This is a genomic window from Haloarcula marismortui ATCC 43049 (assembly GCF_000011085.1).
Classification (GTDB): domain Archaea; phylum Halobacteriota; class Halobacteria; order Halobacteriales; family Haloarculaceae; genus Haloarcula; species Haloarcula marismortui.
Genome location: NC_006394.1, coordinates 98,172 through 114,039, shown reverse-complemented (window position 1 = coordinate 114,039; position 15,868 = coordinate 98,172). Strand labels below are relative to the sequence as shown.

Genomic DNA, 15,868 nt, shown 5'->3' with positions numbered 1-15,868 from the left:
GGAGTGGTGACCCCCGCACCCCTCTCGGGGGTTCTACAAACAGAGCCGGAAACGCCCTCACCGTCCCTACTGGCTAGCTGCGGGGAACTCGAACCCGCCGGTGTCGGTCTCTGACGCCTCCGAGTCGGTAGTTTCTGATTGGACTGCCTGGCGGGCGTCTTCCAGTTCCTCGCGGCGGTCGTCGACGCTCTGGTGGATGCTAATGTCGTGCTGCTCGCAGAGCGCTCGCTCGACCGCGAAGGTCATCTCGTCGAAATCGACTGCCGTGATGTCGACGTCCTCCGGTGAGGGCGTCTCATCAGCCACGTCGATGTCTCGCGACCAGGTATCGGCCGAAATGTCGCTGGTCGGGAGCCGCCACTCGTCACCCTCGAGCTCTTCACGCAGGTACTGCGCGAACTCCTTGTAGTGGTCGAGTGCGATCTTCTTCGTCGCTGAATCGGCCAGCAGCGCGATCGCGAGTTGATCGATGCAGGCCTCGTCGGCCTCCGGTCCCCAGTCGAATCCACCAGGAGCGCGGCGCAAGACGTGGAGGTGCTTGTCCAGTACGTCGCCATCGGGCGTGTACACCAGCTGTCCACCCATACAGCGTTCACCGCGGTACGCTCGGCCGCCGGTCATCGGAACCCACCCTCCCAGTGACCCATACCTCGTGGTCGTTCTGGGGGCTGGCGGGGGAAGGAATCCGACGGCCGACGGGCGGTATCTGGACCAGGTCCGGCTCCCTGATTGCTCCCACTCGCGGCCTCGGTTGGTCGGGGCCCGACGTACATCGGTTTTCGCGCTTGACTTCGCTCCGTGACGACCTCCCGATGGAGCATCGTACAGAGCTCCATGACGCTCTTGGCGAGGTCGAACGCCGCTGCTCGCGACCGGAGGTCGTGCTGACTGAAGAGGATCGTCCCATCGGCTCGATCGATCCGGACCAGCCAGTCCGAGGGTTGCTGGACGTGGCAAAGGACGGATTTCGAGAACTCGTAGGCGAACACGAAATGGTCGTCATCTGTTCGGCGTTGCAACCACCAGTTGTCGGGGGCGCTCTCGCTGTTGCTCTCAGAACTCATCGGTAATCCGGGACGAATGTGTCGTCCCGCACCCCTTGCGGGACGAACAACAACACCAGCGCTCACGTCGTCGCGACTTCGTCGCCACCGTCGGCAACGTATATAGTCATAGCAAGATACTGTCCAATTACATTCGGATGGCTGTACTGGACGACCTCTCGGGATTCGAGTTCGAGGACTTGATGGAGGACGTCTTCCGGAACCTCGGCTACGAAAACGTCCGCCAGGCCGAGCGGACGGCCGACGAGGGGCGCGACGTCATCATGGAGGAGATCGTCGACGGCACGCGACGGGCGATCATCGTCGAGTGCAAGCACACCGGGACGGTCGGCCGGCCGGTCGTCCAGAAGCTGCACTCGGCCATCGCGACGTTCGACTTCGACGGCCCGAAGCGAGGGATGGTCGCCACCACAGGTCGATTTACGAACCCTGCCGAGGAGTACGCTGACCGGCTCCAGCGGAACGACGATCCCTATCCCATCGAGCTGATCGACGGCGAGGACCTTCGGGAGATCGCCGACGAAATCGGTCTCGATCTCTACAACGGGCGCATCGAGATCCTCTGTGACGAGACGCTCCGACCGTACGATCCGGCGGCGGATGTCGACGCACCTGTCCAGGAGGCGTTCCGCGACATTGAGAACATCGAGGCCGCGGATCTGCCGGTGCCGCACTCGCAAGTGACGTTCCGACCAGTGGTTGCGATCACCGCCGACACGAACTCTGTCTTCGAGACCTCAGTCGGTGTCATCCACCGGATCAACGACCGCACACAGTTCGTTGTCCACGCTGAGCGCGGCCATCCGAAGGTGGCCGACGACGAAGTCGCGACGCTGGTCACCGAGAACTTCCACGCGACGGTCCCCCTCGATACCGGGCAGTTTACCGAGGTATTCGACGACGTCGACGAACGACGGTTCGGCCAGACCCAAACGGAGTACAAGGAGTGGGCTGTTGACCGCCTCCAGGATTACCACACGACGACGGTGACCTACACCGGCGACAATAACGTCACGTACAACAAGACCTGTGAGCCGAATCTCTCGGACATCTCAGTGCAATCGATTGAGCCGGTGTATCTACCTGAGGTTCGGCAGACGACAGAGATACTGGAGTACTCGTATCCGTACGAATACTATGCTGCTGGCCCCTCACGGGTCACTCTGGAGGACGGGATTCATCGCTGCGTCCACTGCGAAACGAGCGGCGTCGACGAGACGTACACCTACTGTCCGAACTGCGGGGCGATCGCCTGCGACACCCACATCAAGACCGAACGGCTCGAAGGGGAGCCGGTCTGTACCGGCTGTGCGGTGACCGAACGGTTCGCGCTGAAGAGGAAGTACTTCTACGACGAGGAGAACCTCGACGCGTTCCGCAAGGAGTACGCCGAGATGCCCCTCCACGAGAAGGCGATGGAGAACAAGCTGCTTGCTGGAGGGAGCGTGGTTGCGACGCTGCTGCTCGTCGTCGGACTACTCGTGATCGGCGGCATCATCTAACCCATCGCAATTTTCCGCCAGACTGCGTGGTTGGTGTTACGCGACTCCGTACTGGTCTTTGAGTGCCATATATTCGTTCTTTTTTGGGAGGATGACTGGCAGATCATCTGTTCTGTCGAAGTCGCCCTGAAGTGGCCGATACAACGCTTTCACAGTGGGTTCCAGGTCGTACCACTGTGCGGTCTCGACGAGTGTCTCCTGATCGATATCCTCCGCCTCGATCAGCAGCATCGAATAGCTGACCCGCCTAGATCCGCTATCCAGAAGGAGCGTATGGCATACGACTTCAGCAGGCGTTAGGTCTTCGTCCGGAGCATACCAGAACGGAGGCTCGCCGGCGAGGAAAAACTGTAGACCATACGCTGTAAACCGACCCAGTCCGGTCATCTCCCAGTCCGGAGCTGCTTGGAGTGCGTCCGTATCCTCGTCGGTCTGCAGGCGAACGAGTGCTCGCTTCGGATCGCACCACGCGATCGTGGCACTGGGAGCGATTTCCCGGACTCGGGCTCGATGTTCGTGCTCTACAGTAGCCCGGGCGAACGCCAACAGCGGCGAGACTTCGTCATGAAGGGCGTACTTCGAATCAGATCTGGAGAGTAGTGCTCGGTGCTTGAGCGGTGATAACGCGCTGTGGACACCTTGTCGAGTGATTCCGAGCCGGTCTGCGATATCAGCGATGTGTCGTGGTCTATCGAGATACCAACACACGCGGAGTGTGGCTGGGGAGAGCAGTTCCGTCCAGTCTACGTGGCTGAACTCCGACTGCAGCGTTCGATACGCTTCGGTAACTGGATGTTCCGCGATGCGGACACGACGCTGATTGCTGGACCCACGGGTTTCTGTGAGCAATCCCGCTGCGAGCAATTCGTTGAGTACGTCGTACAGATGGTCTCGTGAATATCCGGTTTCGGCCGCGAGTTCCGCCGGTGTTGCTTCACGGCCGGTACTCAGCGCGTCAAGCACGGCGAGTCCGGCCTTCGAAATCATCTGGGTCTTTCTAAACCCTAACTGTATAAATACGATTTGGGATTTTACTTGACGACTGCTTCGTCCCGGACCAGTTCTGCGAGCGCGTCCTCGAGCGACCCGTGGAACTGCCAGCTCGCCTGCTCGAAGGCCTCGTCGGTCGGGCCGTCCCAGCGGGGGAACGCGGAGTGACCGCTCACTTTGACTGTCCACTCGGTCGGCTCGTCGAACGGGTTCTCCGTCGGGAGTTCGACGACGTAGAGGTACTCCTCGTCGCCGTGGATGCCGTCGGCCGGATTCTCGACGCCGTGGCCCAGCAGGAACAGCGGCTGGTCCAGGTGCTCCATATTGGACGGCTCGAGGAGATCCGCTGGCTGAGCCGCGTCGATCGTTCGCTCTGGGTCGCCATCCAGGTAGAGGTCGACCGTCGAGAGCTTGTCGAGGAACACGAAGGTCGCCGCCGTGTAGCCCGGGCCACGCTCTGCGCGGGTCGCATCGAGCAGCTCTTTCAGTTGTGCGAGATCCCGGAGGACGCTCCCGGGATACCCGTCCGAATGCCGGTACACCTGCGCGACGCGGTCGGCGCTGCCATCTGTCTCACCGGTCTGTTCGACTCGTTGGACGAATCGGAGTTGGCTCCGTGTCGACATCGGTACTCGCCGGCGCGTGTGCGCCGGCACCCATCGCCGGCGCTGAAACAACACCACACAGTCGTAGCGGGATTGCAATCCGCTACGCGAGATGTGACACCTCGTCTGGTTCCTCCACGTCGTCGAATTCACCACGCTCGACCGGCTCCCAATCCTCCCCAGGTGCTGGACTCCACCAGTCGATCTCATAGGCACCCGGTGCACCGAGGATTTTTGCCCGTGCCGAGCCGTCAGGCAGGTCGCGGCGGAGCTTCTCGTCGACGTGAAGGTTCCACGTTGAGTCGGTGTCGAAGCACGCGAGCACAGCCTCCTCGTAGCCACGGTCTTCTCGAGACTCTTGGAGGACGACCTGCGTGTTACAGTTCTTGCAGAACACTCCCTCGAAGGGAATGTGGGTGAACACTTCCTGCCCGCAGACGGGACACCAGAGGAACTCGAACAGTGCCTCGCTGTGTCGGTCGAGTACTTCGAGACTCATTGTTGGACCGACCCGGTTCGACCGGGTCACTCTCTCCGCCCCGGCCGAAAAACACCCTGCGTGTGTACGTCCTCAGCGTTCAGGGCCGTAGACGATGCGCGAGGGGGCTTCGTACCCACAGTCCGGACAGTCGTACCAGCGCTGTACCGTCGCTCCATCAGCTGTCTTCTCACCGACGAGGACGTCGTCGTTTGGACACTCCGGACAGTTCAGTTCGGGCGCTGGCCGCTCCCGAAGCGCATCCCGGAACGTTGTCGCCTCCTTCGTCTCGAAGCCTCGCGACCAGATCGGGTAGCCGTCGACGAGGATCGCTCCGCGCCACTTGTACCGGTATGAATCCGGCGCCCGGTGTAGAACAGCTCGCGCTCCAGTCTCGGTGTTTCGATACGCGAGTGTTGGTGAGCGACTCTCTCGTGACCAGTTGGTGATTCGTGGCATCGTTGGTCAGAAATGAACGTCTGCGGGGACGATCCAGAGCGTCTGGCTGTCCTCGTCTTCCTCGAGGACTCGGTCGAGCTGGCCTCGATGCCGAATCCCCTGGGCGTGCTGGTCGTACATCGGGATTGAGGGCCCTTCGTACGCGCCGACCTGGTGGAACGCGTGGCGGGCGAGGTCCTCGTCGCGCATGATCGCCTCGTCGCTGAGCTCGTCGAGCGCCTCCTTCACGCGGTCGAGATTCCGCTGAAACTCCTCTTTCGTGGCCTTCCAAGCCCGGTCGAGCAGTTCACCGCCCTCCTCTGAGTTGATGGGGGCCGCCGTCGGCAGGTCACCCCAGCGGGCCTTCCCGGCGACCGTCGTGTCGTCTTCATCGAACGTGACGTAGTAATCAAACACGGCGCAGCCGTGGGGATTCGCGCCGACGAGACGGTCGAAGACTGCTTTCCCCTCGACCAGGGCGTCGTGCTGTGTCGGTGCTTCCACCAGCGCGTAGATGACCATATGCATCTGGTTCACCTCGGAGTGCCGACTCACCGGGCGCCGCTCGGCGCTGTCTGCTCGGTGCGCCGGCACCCATCGCCGGCGCTCGAAAAACCTCGCTTCGGGAGACCGCGTTCAGGAATCGGCAGTCTGCTCGACGGTGATCGTCAGGTCGCCCGACTCGTAGTCGGCCTCGAAGTCGGTGCTGAACGCGTCGGAGTCGTAGGCGGCGTGGTAGGCACGGTGCAGTTCGAGCGACCCGGTCGCCTTGAAGTGGAAGAACGCGGCCGCCGTGTAGGGTTGGCTCTGGGTTTCGATCTGCGTCTCGACAGAGGCCGGGAGCGCGATTTGTGGTGTGTCCGTATCGATACTCGTAGCGAACGCCTTCGCTTCCTCGACGGTCGCCTGCGAATGTGCGGGTGTCTCGCCGGTGAGCACGTTTACCGGCGTCTCGGTATCGTCAGTGAACAGGACATCGTGGAAGGTGCGCGTCCCGAGGACTGCGTCGGGACTTAACTCGCAATCGTGGAGTGGATCGTCGTCTGGATTCTCGGGCATCAAATCAGAGCCTGCGGTGGGGCTCAGTCTCTACTGCCCCAGACAAACTGCAAATTGTCTCGATAGAGCGCAGGAAAGTCGCGAAAGAGGAGCGTCCTGCCCGCACTTCCCGCCGCAGAGTCAGGTGTCGGAGAACCGATCGGGCTCGATTCGCGACAACCGCATCGCGTTCCCGGTGACACCGAGGCTCATCCCCATATCACCGACAACGACCGCCAACGCAACGCTGACCAGCCCCAGTGGCACGCCCAGCGCGAGCAGGAACTTCACGCCGAGACTCGCCCAGATGTTCTGCCGGATCACCCCGTTGGCCGTATGCGACAGGTCGTACAGGTACGGGAGTTTCCCGACGTCGTCGCCCATCAACGCAATATCGGCCGTCTCGAGAGCGGTGTCGGTGCCGGCCGCGCCCATCGCGATGCCGACCTCCGCGGTGGCGAGCGCGGGCGCGTCGTTGATGCCGTCACCGACCATCGCGACATCACCGTACTCTGCCTGTAACTCCTCGACAGCGTCGACCTTCTCGTCGGGCAGGAGTTCTGCGCGATACTCGTCGACCCCGACCTGCTCGGCGATTGCGCGGGCGGTGCCCTCGTTGTCGCCGGTGAGCATCACCACGCGCTCGACGCCCAGCTCGTGCAGGCGTTCGACGGCCCGCTTCGAGGCCGGGCGAACCTCGTCGGCGATGGCGATCGCACCCAGCAGTTTCGACTCCGTCCCGACGATAACGACAGTCTTGCCCTCCCGCTCCAGCGCGGAGAGGGCATCCTCGGCGAACGCCCCGTTCTCGCCCTCGGTCGCCTCTTCCGTCATAACGCCGCCGTCCGTCTCGCGGCGTGCCCGAGCGAGGTCGAAGCCCAGTTCCTCGAAGAGCGCGGGCTTGCCCGCATAGTACGTCTCGCCGCCGATCTCGCCGCGGATGCCCTTCCCAGTGAGGCTCTCGAAACCCGTCGGGTCGGGCAGGTTGCCCACGCCCGCCTCCTCAGCACGGGCGAGAATCGCCGTAGCAATGGGATGCTCACTGCGCTGCTCCAGCCCAGCGGCGCGACGGAGCAGATCGTCCTCCGTAGTGTCACCCACCGGAACGACGTCGGTGACGGCGAGTTCGCCCTTGGTGAGCGTCCCGGTCTTGTCGACGGCGACGGCGTCGACCTCGCCCATCGCTTCCAGGTAATTTCCGCCCTTGATCAGGACGCCGTTCTTCGCGGCGCTCGTGATGCCCGACACCACCGAGACGGGTGTGGAGATGACGAACGCACACGGGCAGGCGATCACCAGCAGCGTGAGCCCACGGATGAACCACGTCTGCCAGTCGCCCGCGAAGGTGAACCCGTAACCGGCTAGGTCCACCGCCACCGGATCAGCGATAACCAGCGGCGGGATAGCGGCGGTCAGGATTGCCAGCACGACGACGAGGGGTGTGTAGTAGCCGGAGAAGCTGTCGACGAACTGCTCAGACTCGGTCTTCTTCGCCTGTGCGCCCTGTACCATTTCGATAATACGCGAGAGCGTCGAATCGCCAGCGGTCGAGGTGACCTCTACCTCGAGGTACCCCTCTTCGTTGATCGCGCCGGCGTACACCTCGTCGCCGGTGGTCTTGTCGACGGGGACGCTCTCGCCCGTGATCGGCGACTGGTCGACTGCACTCTCGCCTTCGATGACCGTCCCGTCGAGCGGAATCTTGTCGCCAGGGCGGACGACGACGGTCTCGCCAACGTCGACCTCCTCGACGGAAACGGTCACTTCCTCACCATCGCGACGGACGGTCGCCTCGTCGGGCGAGAGTTCCATCAGCTCGCGCAGAGAATCCCGTGCCCTGTCCATCGCATAGTCCTCGAGCAGTTCGGCGATGCTGAACAGGACGGCCAGCGTCGCGGCCTCGACGAAGTAGCCGATGCCGGTTGCGGCGATGATCGCTGTCCCCATCAGGAGGTCGATGTCGAGGCTTCGGTTCTTCGCGGAGTAGTACCCGCTGCGGACGACCGGGATGCCACTGGCCGCGACGGCACCGAGGAACAGGACATCTGCGATGTGTAGCGGGTAGTCGAGGATGCTCGCTATCGCGACGTTCTGGCCGGTGAGAAGGAACTCGAAGACTAGACCAAGGATGACGAACGCTGCGCCGAGCCACGTCTTCTTCGCGCGAGAACTCGTCCAGACCTCCGAAGGTGGCGCGATATCGACGCCGTCGGCAGACTCGTCGGTTTCGTCGTCTGCTCCGCCGATCACGTCATAGCCGGCGGCTTCGATCGCCGCGACGACGTCGGCTTTGGTAGTCCGGTCCGGATCGTACTTGATGGTAGCTGTCCCGGTGGTCGGCTGGAGCGTGGCCTCAACGACGCCGTCGACGCGCTGGAGGCTCTTGTCGACTTTTTGCGCACACGACGGACAGTCCATCTCGGGGACCGTGAGACGGGCAGTCAACTCCCGCTGCCCGCCGCCGTTCGGTGGTCCCGCTGTATCCACATCGGAATTCTCTGTCATCACCTCACGGTAGGAGCGGGAGTTCGATATGTCTTTGTTGGAATATTCCAACCGCGGTGTCAGTGCGATGCCAGCCGTTCTTCCGCTACCCGCTCGCCGGCGACGTGTTGCTTCGCCAAATGTTCTTCCGCCCGACGGAGCCGGTAGGTAAGTGTTGACCGAGGCACGTCGAGATGCTCGGCCAACTCGCCGACATCGACCTCGCGGGGCGACTCGTAGTAGCCGTGTTCGACGGCGGCTTGGAGGGCGGCTTCCTGCGCCGGGGGTAATCCGCTCGGTGTTTCGTCGCTTCCTCCAGCTGCTGTCGTCGTGTCCGCGGTGCGGAGCATCTCCATCTGAGCGCATTCTTCGACGGCAACCTCGAGGGAGTCGAAGAATGCCGCCACGTCGCCGTCGCCCGAGTGGATGAGTCGCCACGTGTAGTGGCGGCCCTCATGACGGGTCTCGAACAGCACGCCGTCCCCGAGATGGTCGCGGGCGATGTGGGGAACCGAGGCGCAGGTGGGGGTTCGCTCCCAGTCGGAGTAGAGGACGAGCGTGTCGTCCGTGCGGTCAAGGACGCGGGTGGTCTGGGTGGCGCCGCAGTCCTCGGTGGCGAGACAGTCGGCGTAGTAGTCGCTGTTTCGAAACGCGTCCTCGATGGCGTCGAGTGCGTCCGGAGTGCCGGTGGCATGGTCGACTCGCCAAAGTTGGTCGGCAGTCGCGTGCAACGAAAGCGAGCGGACACGGGCGTCGGGGTAGTCGGCAAGGGCATCCGCCACCCTATTGCACCCCGGCTCGTATTCGAGGGCGAAGACGAGTTCGCGCATACCCCGTCTACGGCCTCCTCCGACATAACCAATGGCACGGGACTACGTCTACTGGTGAGCATCAGATCACGTCGTTCGGGTCGTGGACCTCCTGCATTCGCTGCGCTTCGGCCGCGTATTGGTCCTGGAGATCGGGGTCATCAACCGTGCCGAGATTGCCGGGCCCCGCATCGACTGCCGCTGTCGTATCTCGAATATCGGTGAAGGACGTGAGTGCCCGCTCTTTCCGATAATACTGTTTGCCGTCGGGTGTCGCGTAGGTGAGGATGATTAGGTTCTGTTCATCATCGGAGTAGGTACGTTCGACGAGCCATACTCGCACCTCGTCATCAGCCCGATCTGACATATCCAGACGTTCGTGGGGACTCAGAAAGGGATTGGCGTTATAATCGGTCGACTGACGCAGTTTTCGACGGTGATTCACCACCAGGGATGCGCAGTTCCTGGCGCTCGCCGACCCACTCGCCGAGTTTCTGCTTGAGGTACTGCCTCGCCGTCGACGGCGTGAACACCCCCTTGTCGACCATATCGCCGACGACGTCCTTCAGCGCCCGGAACTGCCCCTTCAGATGGCCGTCGCCGACCGGCTCGCCGTCGTGCCACCGAACGGTCGCGAGCGCCCCGTTCCCGACCGTCTCACCGTTGTCGATTGTCTCTGAATCGTACTGCAGGCCGAACCACAGCGTCCGGTAGGCGGTCACCTCGAAGGTCGGTGACACCACGTAGAACGCCTCGTGGTGGAGGTAGTCGAGATGGTCAGCGATGATCTCGTCGAGGGTGAGCCCGGTGGCGCGGGGCTTCGGCTCGACGACCGTCGACGGTCGATCCTCGTCAGCGAGGTAGCCGTCGACCGCATCTGCCTCGAGGCCATCGGCCAGTTCAGCCAGCAGCTGTTTCGCCCACTTGGAGTTGGTGTCGTCGCCACCGAACGGCGACTCAGCCGAAATTCGGTGCTTGAGCTTGAGGTTCGCTGCGCCCCAATGGCTGTAGTGGAGCGTGTACTGTCCGTCTGTGCGTTCGTACGCAACGAGTGCGCGGTGGCCCATCGAGCAATCACCTCACGGGGCGACCGCTACTGGATCGCCCCGCACCCCTCTCGGGGGACGAACAACGCTACTCCTCGATTGGTTCGGGGGAACTGAGATCCGCGTAGAGGACTTCGCCGTCGCGAACGACGTACCGCTTCGCCAGCACTGGGAAGCGACACTTCGTGAACCCCGCTGTCTGGATGTCGAGTTCCTCGTCAGCTTCGAGGTGGTCGGCAAGTTCTCGCAAGAATTCGTGGGTCACGATGCCGCCCTCGTAGTCCGGGAGGCCGTTCTCCCGCGCCTCGTACACTTCGAAGTCATCGTACCCCCAGATGGTGAGTTCGCCCTTGTCGGTGACCTCCCAGTCGAGCGTCCCGAAGCAGTAGCTCTCACAGAGTTCGCGGACAGCCTGTGGATCCGATACGATCGCGCCGGTTGACGTCGTCGCAGCTTGTAGTGTCGCCATGTCTGGACTCGCGGGAAGCCCCGCACCCCTCTTGGGGGGCGATAAACCGACACTGGAAGTGCCCCTGGCGTCGACGGCGATGACGATCAGTCGTCTGTTGGGGCGTCTGGTCCGCTCCCGTCCTCTGGTCCCGTGAGTAGGCTCACTTCTTCCAGGAGGTCTCTTGCAGTCTCGACTCGCTCTCGATCCGCGTCGTCCAACCGCTCGACGTCGAGGCGGCTGAGATTGCTGAGTACACGATGCATCCAGTAGCCCTGTTCGACTTGCTGATTCATCGGTAGCGCCTCACCACTCGCCGGCGCGGATAGACACTCCACGTGACTGTCGTCGTCGCATCAGGTCGCCACCAGTGCTCGTCGCGACGCGTTGCCGCCAGGAGGTCACTCTCACACCCGTCGTCCAACATTGTGTCCGGGCTGTGGGATGCCTCGCCGGTCGGCCGTAGTTCCTCAACGTCAGAATATCGGTCGTACATCGGTTGGCCATACCTTCTGTCGGTATCGCATTTCAACGTCCGGACGCCTTCGCCCGCAAGGCATTCTTGATTATGCGAGACAGTACAAACATATATGGGAGTAGGGCGCGAACACTGTCCCAAGAGGTGCCAACCATGACCGAATCCTCGCGAGATGGGGTCCAATCGTGGACTGAGTCGATGAGCGCCCGCGACCGCATTCGGGCGGTCGCCGAGTCACTTCGCGAACCCCGCTCAGTTAACTGGATCAGCGAGCAGGCCGACGCCGCCTGGAGCACGACCAACGAGGAACTTCAGGACCTCGTCGACCAGGGCCAGTTGCGTCGCGTCGAGGCCGGCGAGACGACGCGCTACCAACCGGACTACACGCGACTGCTCTTCGAGGAGATCCGCACGCTCATCGAGGAAAATACCCGCGAGGAGCTGCGGAGTGAATTGGCCGCGATTACCGAGGAGATCGAGGAGTGGCAGGCGACCTACGACGTCGAGACGTGGGAAGAGCTTGAACAGTCGCTCGCCGACGGCGACCTCACAAGTGCGGAGCTCCGGGACCGCCGCGACGTCATCGCGTTCTGGCGTGAGAACGAGGAGGATCGCCGCCTCATCAAGCACGCACTGGAACTCTACTCCGACGTCGAAGCTGCCCGCGAGCAGATGACCGACGTGGCTGACCGCGCCACGAGCTAACCCTCCTCTCTCACAGAATGATCTTTCTTGCCGGTCGCGACCGCTATACACAGCGGACCCTCCTCCGCGACGTTCACGACCGATTGACGAACCAGCCAGGGTGTGAAGAGGTCCGCTATCGCCCGTCTCGACGCCGACCCCGGTACGTCATCGCGGGTGTCGATCCGACGACGTTCCTGAGTGACTCGTACGACGCGGCGACAGCACGACTGGAGATTCGCTTCTGGTACCCCGCCGGCGTCGACCACGAATACTACCGCATAAACTGGGTCGAACCGGACCGAAATCTGATGCTCGGATTCCACCAAGATGCCGACCATCCGGACCTTGGGCCCTGTCATATCCAACTCAATCACGAAGACACGCCGGTTGATCGGCACAAGGCGACGTTTCTCGATGCGCACCCACTCGCCGTCCTCGATGACCGACTACAGCAGTTCCCGCCCGCGCTAGATGCGATCCACTGGAAGAATGGAGCGCCCTCGCTCCCTACCTGGCCCGTCTAGACAGCGAGTTCATCGAACCTCTGGTGATGCGTCCAGGCCGTGGTCGGCGTGACGTTTCCGGACTTGGCGATGTCACGGTGCGTTACCCACACCCCCTGTTCCCGCCCCGCTTTGTAGAGACAGGCCGCTGCGAACCTGCCGAATGAACGCCCGCTATGACTGACGTCGGACTTGCGGGTACTCACCGTGTTAACCAACAGAAGCCATCTCCATCGGAGACTGTTGGTTAAACGGTGAGATTCCTACTGCCCTATTCGGGAGCAGGCCCGTAGCGACCTGTGCCACACACTTGGCACTCCCAGATTGGTTGGCCCGTCCAGGTCTCGTCAGGGAGCGACTCGCGTGTACTGAAGCGATGTTCTGTTTCTTTCGTACAGTGCTGGCACTCGAGGGCTGTTACGGTCGGGATTTCAGCTCTGGTACTGGAGGATTTCGTTTCGCGGGGTACTGTTTCCACAGCGATTGCTGGGACGATCCACAGCTGATCGCTGTCGTCGAGCGTGTGCTCGAGGGACGACTCATCGCGAATTCCCTGGCCACGCTCGTCATAGACGCGTGGAATCTCCGTCTGAGAACGATCGCTCCTCTCGTTCCACGCTGTCCGCTCACGGGCCGCTGTTAGTAACGCGTCGCCAGCCGCTGCGGTCACCTCAGTAGCAGCGGGGAGCGTAGGCCAGCGCTCGGTTAGCTGGGGTGCGGGCTCGTCGTCGAGATCGTAGATGAGCGTACAGTCGTCGATGGGCTGGTCGTGACCTGACGAGAGAAGTGTCGCTGCTGCTGCTCCCCTTGCCACGGCGCCGTAGAACGTCCCCGATTCGACGAGGAAGTGGATCACACCACGCAGTGTCTGCTCGGAACTCGCAGCACCCGACTCCGACGCGCCGTCAAGTTCGTGTTCGAGACAGAACCGGCATTTTCGTTGCGACGCCGGGATCGATGCGCCACAGGAGACACAGGATCGGTCTGTGTCGGTTGTTCCGTCCGGATACCCACCCGAATGCGAGGCTTCACGCTGGCGGCTTGGCTGGCCGTCTGCTGGCTGATCCAGCGCTGGGTCCGGCACCAGAGCGCCCTCCCCGACAGGTTGGAACGCCTCTCGGTCTGAGTTGTGGTCAGTCATCGATTCGCTCCGCGTTTCCCCCGGTTTGGTATTTAAACTCAGGGGTGAGAAAATGCGGGGACGGATTCGGCGACGACGGGATAAATCTGACCGCCTGAGACCGATTCAGTCACGGAGCTCGGCGACCGCTCGACCGACCTCGCGAACGTGCTCACTCCGCTCGATATCGAGTTCTGTCGACAGATACTCGACAGTCTCGTCCAGATCCATACCCCCTTGTAGACTCTCTGCCTGTATGTAGGTATTCCTCTACCGGAGGCGTCTCAGATCGCTTGGAGTTCGTCTCGCCGGCTTCGGAGCGTCACGACTGACACCTCTGCTGCCGACGCGACGGTGGATTGGGTAATCAACGCGCCCTGCTCTTGGGCAGCCAGATAGACACAGGCGGCCGCGACGCCCGATGGCTGACAGCCGTTCGTGAGGGTTGTCCCCTCGGCGCGTTCTGCGAGTTCGTTCGCGCGCCGACGAATGTCGTGGTCTAACTCCAGCGCCGAGATCAGGCGTGGAATGAACGACGTCGGGCGCATTGGTGGTGCTGGGAGCTCTAATTCGCGATTCAGTGTTCGGTAGGCGTTGGTGACACGAGCGGACTCGACTCGGGCGGCGTCGACGACATCCTCGAGGAGAAGCGGGTGTTGGTTACATCGACAGGTACCGTAGATACTCGCTGCACCGATGGCTTCGATGGATCTGCCTCGAAGCAGATCCTCGCTCTGAGCGCTCCGGAAGAGCTGGCACGCCTGGTCACGAATCGACTCAGAGAGCTCGAGCGCACTCGCCAGCCGGCGTACCTCGCCCAACCCGTGTGCGAGATTCCGTTCCGCTTTGGACCGCCAGCGACCACGGGTCTGCTCACGTCGCATCCGGGCCAGCTGCCGGCGTTTCTGACCAGAGAGTTCGTTCCCGTGTGCGTCGGTTCCGTGGCCGATCTCGGTCGAGATGCCTCGATCGTGACGGGCTGTAGTGAGTGGTGCGCCTGTTCGCTCGCGCTCGTCTGCATCGTACGCCCGCCACTCCGGCCCGTGATCGATACGTTGTTCCTCGATAACAAGTCCACAGTCCTCGCAGATCGTTTCGACCGCATTCGTAGTGACCCGGCCGTCACACTCTGGACACTGGGTAGCGCTCGACTCTGTTTGGACGTCTTCGTCGAAGCCAGTTTCGTAGATGTCTCTGGTAGTCATCGTTCTCACCATGTTCAGGAACTCGCCAGTACAGCGAATCCTTCACCCATTATGGGTGGAATAAACCTCTACAAGACGGTTCAGATATCTCGGAACCGATGGCGTACAGCGACCGAGTCTGATTCTTATACCAATGAACTGGCTATGCAGGAACTGGGGCGGCACTCAAGGCCACAACAGGGGACCGAATACATATTTATCTAAGGTGAGAGGGGGAGCATATGAGTGATTCACATCTTCGGCGTCTCCATGAACTCAACCGTGAATATCCGGCGGTTGATCGGTCGACATTATATCGCGAATACCACCTTCAGCGCTTCGATATGCTTAATTCAGAGGATGCAATTCCACAGCTCTTGTTCCATATTGTTCCTGAAAGTGCTCTTGATGGATCGCGTCTTGTCGATATCACAGAACTTGAGGAACTGCCTGTTCCCGCGACGTGTCGACCATCGTTTCGGCCCGATAGACTGTTTGAACACGCGGATCCGACATGGAACCATATTGTCGCTCGCTACGAGAATCGAAAAGACCTGAGTTCAGTGGCAACTCTGTATGATACTGGCATATATGAGGCCCGGGGGAGCGGGCTCTGCTATCCAACCGGTCATTCATACGACTGTGACTATGCAGTCAGTTCACAGGATCTTGAATTAAGTCTCGTCACCGTCCTCCAGTTCTATCGTGACGTCCTTCCTGATGAACACAGCGAGAAGGTGTATGCAATCCTCAGTGGGACAAATCTCACGAACGCGACAATAGACCAACATCGGCAGGTTGACCGGGTTGAAGCATTTCCTGAACCTAACCGCACCTCGCGCCTCACACCTCTCAGTCTGTCCGATGAAGACGGTATCCGTGACCAACTCACACCGCTTTTCCGACCATTATCAAACTCTCAGTTCGGATATCATCCCGGTTTCTATTACGATGATGAAGGTGCGTGGGAATTGGATGAACATCTAGAGTAGCG

Annotated in this window: 20 protein-coding genes and 1 pseudogene; 4 read left to right on the top strand and 17 right to left on the bottom strand. The window is 61.6% G+C overall.

Annotation, left to right across the window (positions count from 1 at the left end):
- Positions 1 to 66: 66 nt before the first annotated feature.
- Entirely contained in the window at positions 67 to 621 is a 555-nt protein-coding gene (locus tag RR_RS02085) for a DUF6166 domain-containing protein (RefSeq protein WP_011222460.1), read from the bottom strand.
- Positions 618 to 1,064 carry a hypothetical protein gene (locus RR_RS02080; protein WP_011222459.1) on the bottom strand — a complete coding sequence of 149 codons (447 nt, stop codon included), beginning with the start codon at positions 1,062 to 1,064 and terminating at the stop codon, positions 618 to 620. Before RR_RS02080 ends, RR_RS02085 begins: the two co-directional genes overlap by 4 nt.
- A 137-nt stretch (positions 1,065 to 1,201) precedes the next feature.
- Here RR_RS02080 and RR_RS02075 point away from each other — a divergent pair, with 137 nt between their 5' ends.
- Positions 1,202 to 2,566, top strand: a complete 1,365-nt coding sequence (locus RR_RS02075) for a restriction endonuclease (RefSeq protein ID WP_011222458.1) — start codon at positions 1,202 to 1,204, stop codon at positions 2,564 to 2,566.
- Between the two features lie 36 nt (positions 2,567 to 2,602).
- On the opposite strand, the gene RR_RS02070 is transcribed toward RR_RS02075, so the two are convergent.
- The 12 genes from RR_RS02070 to RR_RS02015 all read right to left on the bottom strand — a co-directional run bounded on the left by RR_RS02070 (position 2,603) and on the right by RR_RS02015 (position 11,198).
- Entirely contained in the window at positions 2,603 to 3,553 is a 951-nt protein-coding gene (locus RR_RS02070) for a hypothetical protein (RefSeq protein ID WP_011222457.1), read from the bottom strand.
- 44 nt (positions 3,554 to 3,597) lie between these two features.
- Positions 3,598 to 4,182, bottom strand: coding sequence for a hypothetical protein (locus RR_RS02065; RefSeq protein ID WP_011222456.1), 585 nt, complete (start codon positions 4,180 to 4,182; stop codon positions 3,598 to 3,600).
- An 82-nt stretch (positions 4,183 to 4,264) separates the two neighbouring features.
- Positions 4,265 to 4,660, bottom strand: a complete 396-nt coding sequence (locus RR_RS02060) for a DUF7567 family protein (RefSeq protein ID WP_011222455.1) — start codon at positions 4,658 to 4,660, stop codon at positions 4,265 to 4,267.
- Positions 4,661 to 4,732: 72 nt separating this feature from the next.
- A complete protein-coding gene (locus RR_RS02055; protein ID WP_011222454.1) occupies positions 4,733 to 5,098 on the bottom strand; it encodes a DUF7568 family protein in 366 nt (121 codons plus the stop codon).
- A 6-nt stretch (positions 5,099 to 5,104) separates the two neighbouring features.
- Entirely contained in the window at positions 5,105 to 5,605 is a 501-nt protein-coding gene (locus RR_RS02050) for a hypothetical protein (RefSeq protein ID WP_011222453.1), read from the bottom strand.
- A 108-nt stretch (positions 5,606 to 5,713) separates the two neighbouring features.
- Positions 5,714 to 6,136 carry a hypothetical protein gene (locus RR_RS02045; RefSeq protein ID WP_011222452.1) on the bottom strand — a complete coding sequence of 141 codons (423 nt, stop codon included), beginning with the start codon at positions 6,134 to 6,136 and terminating at the stop codon, positions 5,714 to 5,716.
- Positions 6,137 to 6,256: 120 nt separating this feature from the next.
- Entirely contained in the window at positions 6,257 to 8,620 is a 2,364-nt protein-coding gene (locus RR_RS02040; protein WP_011222451.1) for a heavy metal translocating P-type ATPase, read from the bottom strand.
- A 59-nt stretch (positions 8,621 to 8,679) separates the two neighbouring features.
- Positions 8,680 to 9,429 (bottom strand): helix-turn-helix domain-containing protein, encoded by a 750-nt coding sequence (locus RR_RS02035; protein ID WP_004594502.1) that lies wholly within the window; start codon positions 9,427 to 9,429, stop codon positions 8,680 to 8,682.
- 61 nt (positions 9,430 to 9,490) lie between these two features.
- Positions 9,491 to 9,775: a hypothetical protein gene (locus tag RR_RS02030; protein WP_004594503.1), complete on the bottom strand. Its 285-nt coding sequence runs from the start codon at positions 9,773 to 9,775 to the stop codon at positions 9,491 to 9,493.
- Positions 9,776 to 9,812: 37 nt separating this feature from the next.
- Positions 9,813 to 10,475 (bottom strand): DUF6735 family protein, encoded by a 663-nt coding sequence (locus tag RR_RS02025; RefSeq protein WP_004594504.1) that lies wholly within the window; start codon positions 10,473 to 10,475, stop codon positions 9,813 to 9,815.
- A 67-nt stretch (positions 10,476 to 10,542) separates the two neighbouring features.
- Positions 10,543 to 10,923 carry a hypothetical protein gene (locus tag RR_RS02020; RefSeq protein WP_004594505.1) on the bottom strand — a complete coding sequence of 127 codons (381 nt, stop codon included), beginning with the start codon at positions 10,921 to 10,923 and terminating at the stop codon, positions 10,543 to 10,545.
- Positions 10,924 to 11,009: 86 nt separating this feature from the next.
- Positions 11,010 to 11,198 (bottom strand): hypothetical protein, encoded by a 189-nt coding sequence (locus tag RR_RS02015; protein WP_004594506.1) that lies wholly within the window; start codon positions 11,196 to 11,198, stop codon positions 11,010 to 11,012.
- A 335-nt stretch (positions 11,199 to 11,533) separates the two neighbouring features.
- On the opposite strand from RR_RS02015, the gene RR_RS02005 reads away from it, so the two are divergent.
- Positions 11,534 to 12,085 (top strand): DUF7342 family protein, encoded by a 552-nt coding sequence (locus RR_RS02005; RefSeq protein WP_049938513.1) that lies wholly within the window; start codon positions 11,534 to 11,536, stop codon positions 12,083 to 12,085.
- A gap of 17 nt (positions 12,086 to 12,102) precedes the next feature.
- Positions 12,103 to 12,591 (top strand): hypothetical protein, encoded by a 489-nt coding sequence (locus tag RR_RS02000; RefSeq protein ID WP_011222449.1) that lies wholly within the window; start codon positions 12,103 to 12,105, stop codon positions 12,589 to 12,591.
- Here RR_RS02000 and RR_RS22760 read toward each other — a convergent pair.
- The 3 genes and pseudogenes from RR_RS22760 to RR_RS01990 form a co-directional block, all read right to left on the bottom strand.
- Positions 12,588 to 12,748, bottom strand: a pseudogene (locus tag RR_RS22760) (transcription initiation factor IIB family protein); the annotation flags it as partial. The gene RR_RS02000 and the pseudogene RR_RS22760 sit on opposite strands and share 4 nt — an antisense overlap.
- Before the next feature lie 93 nt (positions 12,749 to 12,841).
- A complete protein-coding gene (locus RR_RS01995; RefSeq protein WP_011222448.1) occupies positions 12,842 to 13,711 on the bottom strand; it encodes a hypothetical protein in 870 nt (289 codons plus the stop codon).
- A gap of 263 nt (positions 13,712 to 13,974) precedes the next feature.
- Positions 13,975 to 14,895 carry a transcription initiation factor IIB gene (locus RR_RS01990; protein WP_049938512.1) on the bottom strand — a complete coding sequence of 307 codons (921 nt, stop codon included), beginning with the start codon at positions 14,893 to 14,895 and terminating at the stop codon, positions 13,975 to 13,977.
- 221 nt (positions 14,896 to 15,116) lie between these two features.
- Between RR_RS01990 and RR_RS22015 the strand changes: the two genes are divergently transcribed.
- Positions 15,117 to 15,866 carry a hypothetical protein gene (locus RR_RS22015; RefSeq protein ID WP_011222446.1) on the top strand — a complete coding sequence of 250 codons (750 nt, stop codon included), beginning with the start codon at positions 15,117 to 15,119 and terminating at the stop codon, positions 15,864 to 15,866.
- Positions 15,867 to 15,868 lie beyond the last annotated feature (2 nt).

Excerpts from the sequence above, each read along its gene's own strand:
- RR_RS02085 (WP_011222460.1), bottom strand. The coding sequence starts at position 621 with ATGACCGGCGGCCGAGCGTACCGCGGTGAACGCTGTATGGGTGGACAG.
- RR_RS02080 (WP_011222459.1), bottom strand. The coding sequence starts at position 1,064 with ATGAGTTCTGAGAGCAACAGCGAGAGCGCCCCCGACAACTGGTGGTTG.
- RR_RS02075 (WP_011222458.1), top strand. The coding sequence starts at position 1,202 with ATGGCTGTACTGGACGACCTCTCGGGATTCGAGTTCGAGGACTTGATG.
- RR_RS02070 (WP_011222457.1), bottom strand. The coding sequence starts at position 3,553 with ATGATTTCGAAGGCCGGACTCGCCGTGCTTGACGCGCTGAGTACCGGC.
- RR_RS02065 (WP_011222456.1), bottom strand. The coding sequence starts at position 4,182 with ATGTCGACACGGAGCCAACTCCGATTCGTCCAACGAGTCGAACAGACC.
- RR_RS02060 (WP_011222455.1), bottom strand. The coding sequence starts at position 4,660 with ATGAGTCTCGAAGTACTCGACCGACACAGCGAGGCACTGTTCGAGTTC.
- RR_RS02055 (WP_011222454.1), bottom strand. The coding sequence starts at position 5,098 with ATGCCACGAATCACCAACTGGTCACGAGAGAGTCGCTCACCAACACTC.
- RR_RS02050 (WP_011222453.1), bottom strand. The coding sequence starts at position 5,605 with ATGCATATGGTCATCTACGCGCTGGTGGAAGCACCGACACAGCACGAC.
- RR_RS02045 (WP_011222452.1), bottom strand. The coding sequence starts at position 6,136 with ATGCCCGAGAATCCAGACGACGATCCACTCCACGATTGCGAGTTAAGT.
- RR_RS02040 (WP_011222451.1), bottom strand. The coding sequence starts at position 8,620 with ATGACAGAGAATTCCGATGTGGATACAGCGGGACCACCGAACGGCGGC.
- RR_RS02035 (WP_004594502.1), bottom strand. The coding sequence starts at position 9,429 with ATGCGCGAACTCGTCTTCGCCCTCGAATACGAGCCGGGGTGCAATAGG.
- RR_RS02030 (WP_004594503.1), bottom strand. The coding sequence starts at position 9,775 with ATGTCAGATCGGGCTGATGACGAGGTGCGAGTATGGCTCGTCGAACGT.
- RR_RS02025 (WP_004594504.1), bottom strand. The coding sequence starts at position 10,475 with ATGGGCCACCGCGCACTCGTTGCGTACGAACGCACAGACGGACAGTAC.
- RR_RS02020 (WP_004594505.1), bottom strand. The coding sequence starts at position 10,923 with ATGGCGACACTACAAGCTGCGACGACGTCAACCGGCGCGATCGTATCG.
- RR_RS02015 (WP_004594506.1), bottom strand. The coding sequence starts at position 11,198 with ATGAATCAGCAAGTCGAACAGGGCTACTGGATGCATCGTGTACTCAGC.
- RR_RS02005 (WP_049938513.1), top strand. The coding sequence starts at position 11,534 with ATGACCGAATCCTCGCGAGATGGGGTCCAATCGTGGACTGAGTCGATG.
- RR_RS02000 (WP_011222449.1), top strand. The coding sequence starts at position 12,103 with ATGATCTTTCTTGCCGGTCGCGACCGCTATACACAGCGGACCCTCCTC.
- RR_RS01995 (WP_011222448.1), bottom strand. The coding sequence starts at position 13,711 with ATGACTGACCACAACTCAGACCGAGAGGCGTTCCAACCTGTCGGGGAG.
- RR_RS01990 (WP_049938512.1), bottom strand. The coding sequence starts at position 14,895 with ATGACTACCAGAGACATCTACGAAACTGGCTTCGACGAAGACGTCCAA.
- RR_RS22015 (WP_011222446.1), top strand. The coding sequence starts at position 15,117 with ATGAGTGATTCACATCTTCGGCGTCTCCATGAACTCAACCGTGAATAT.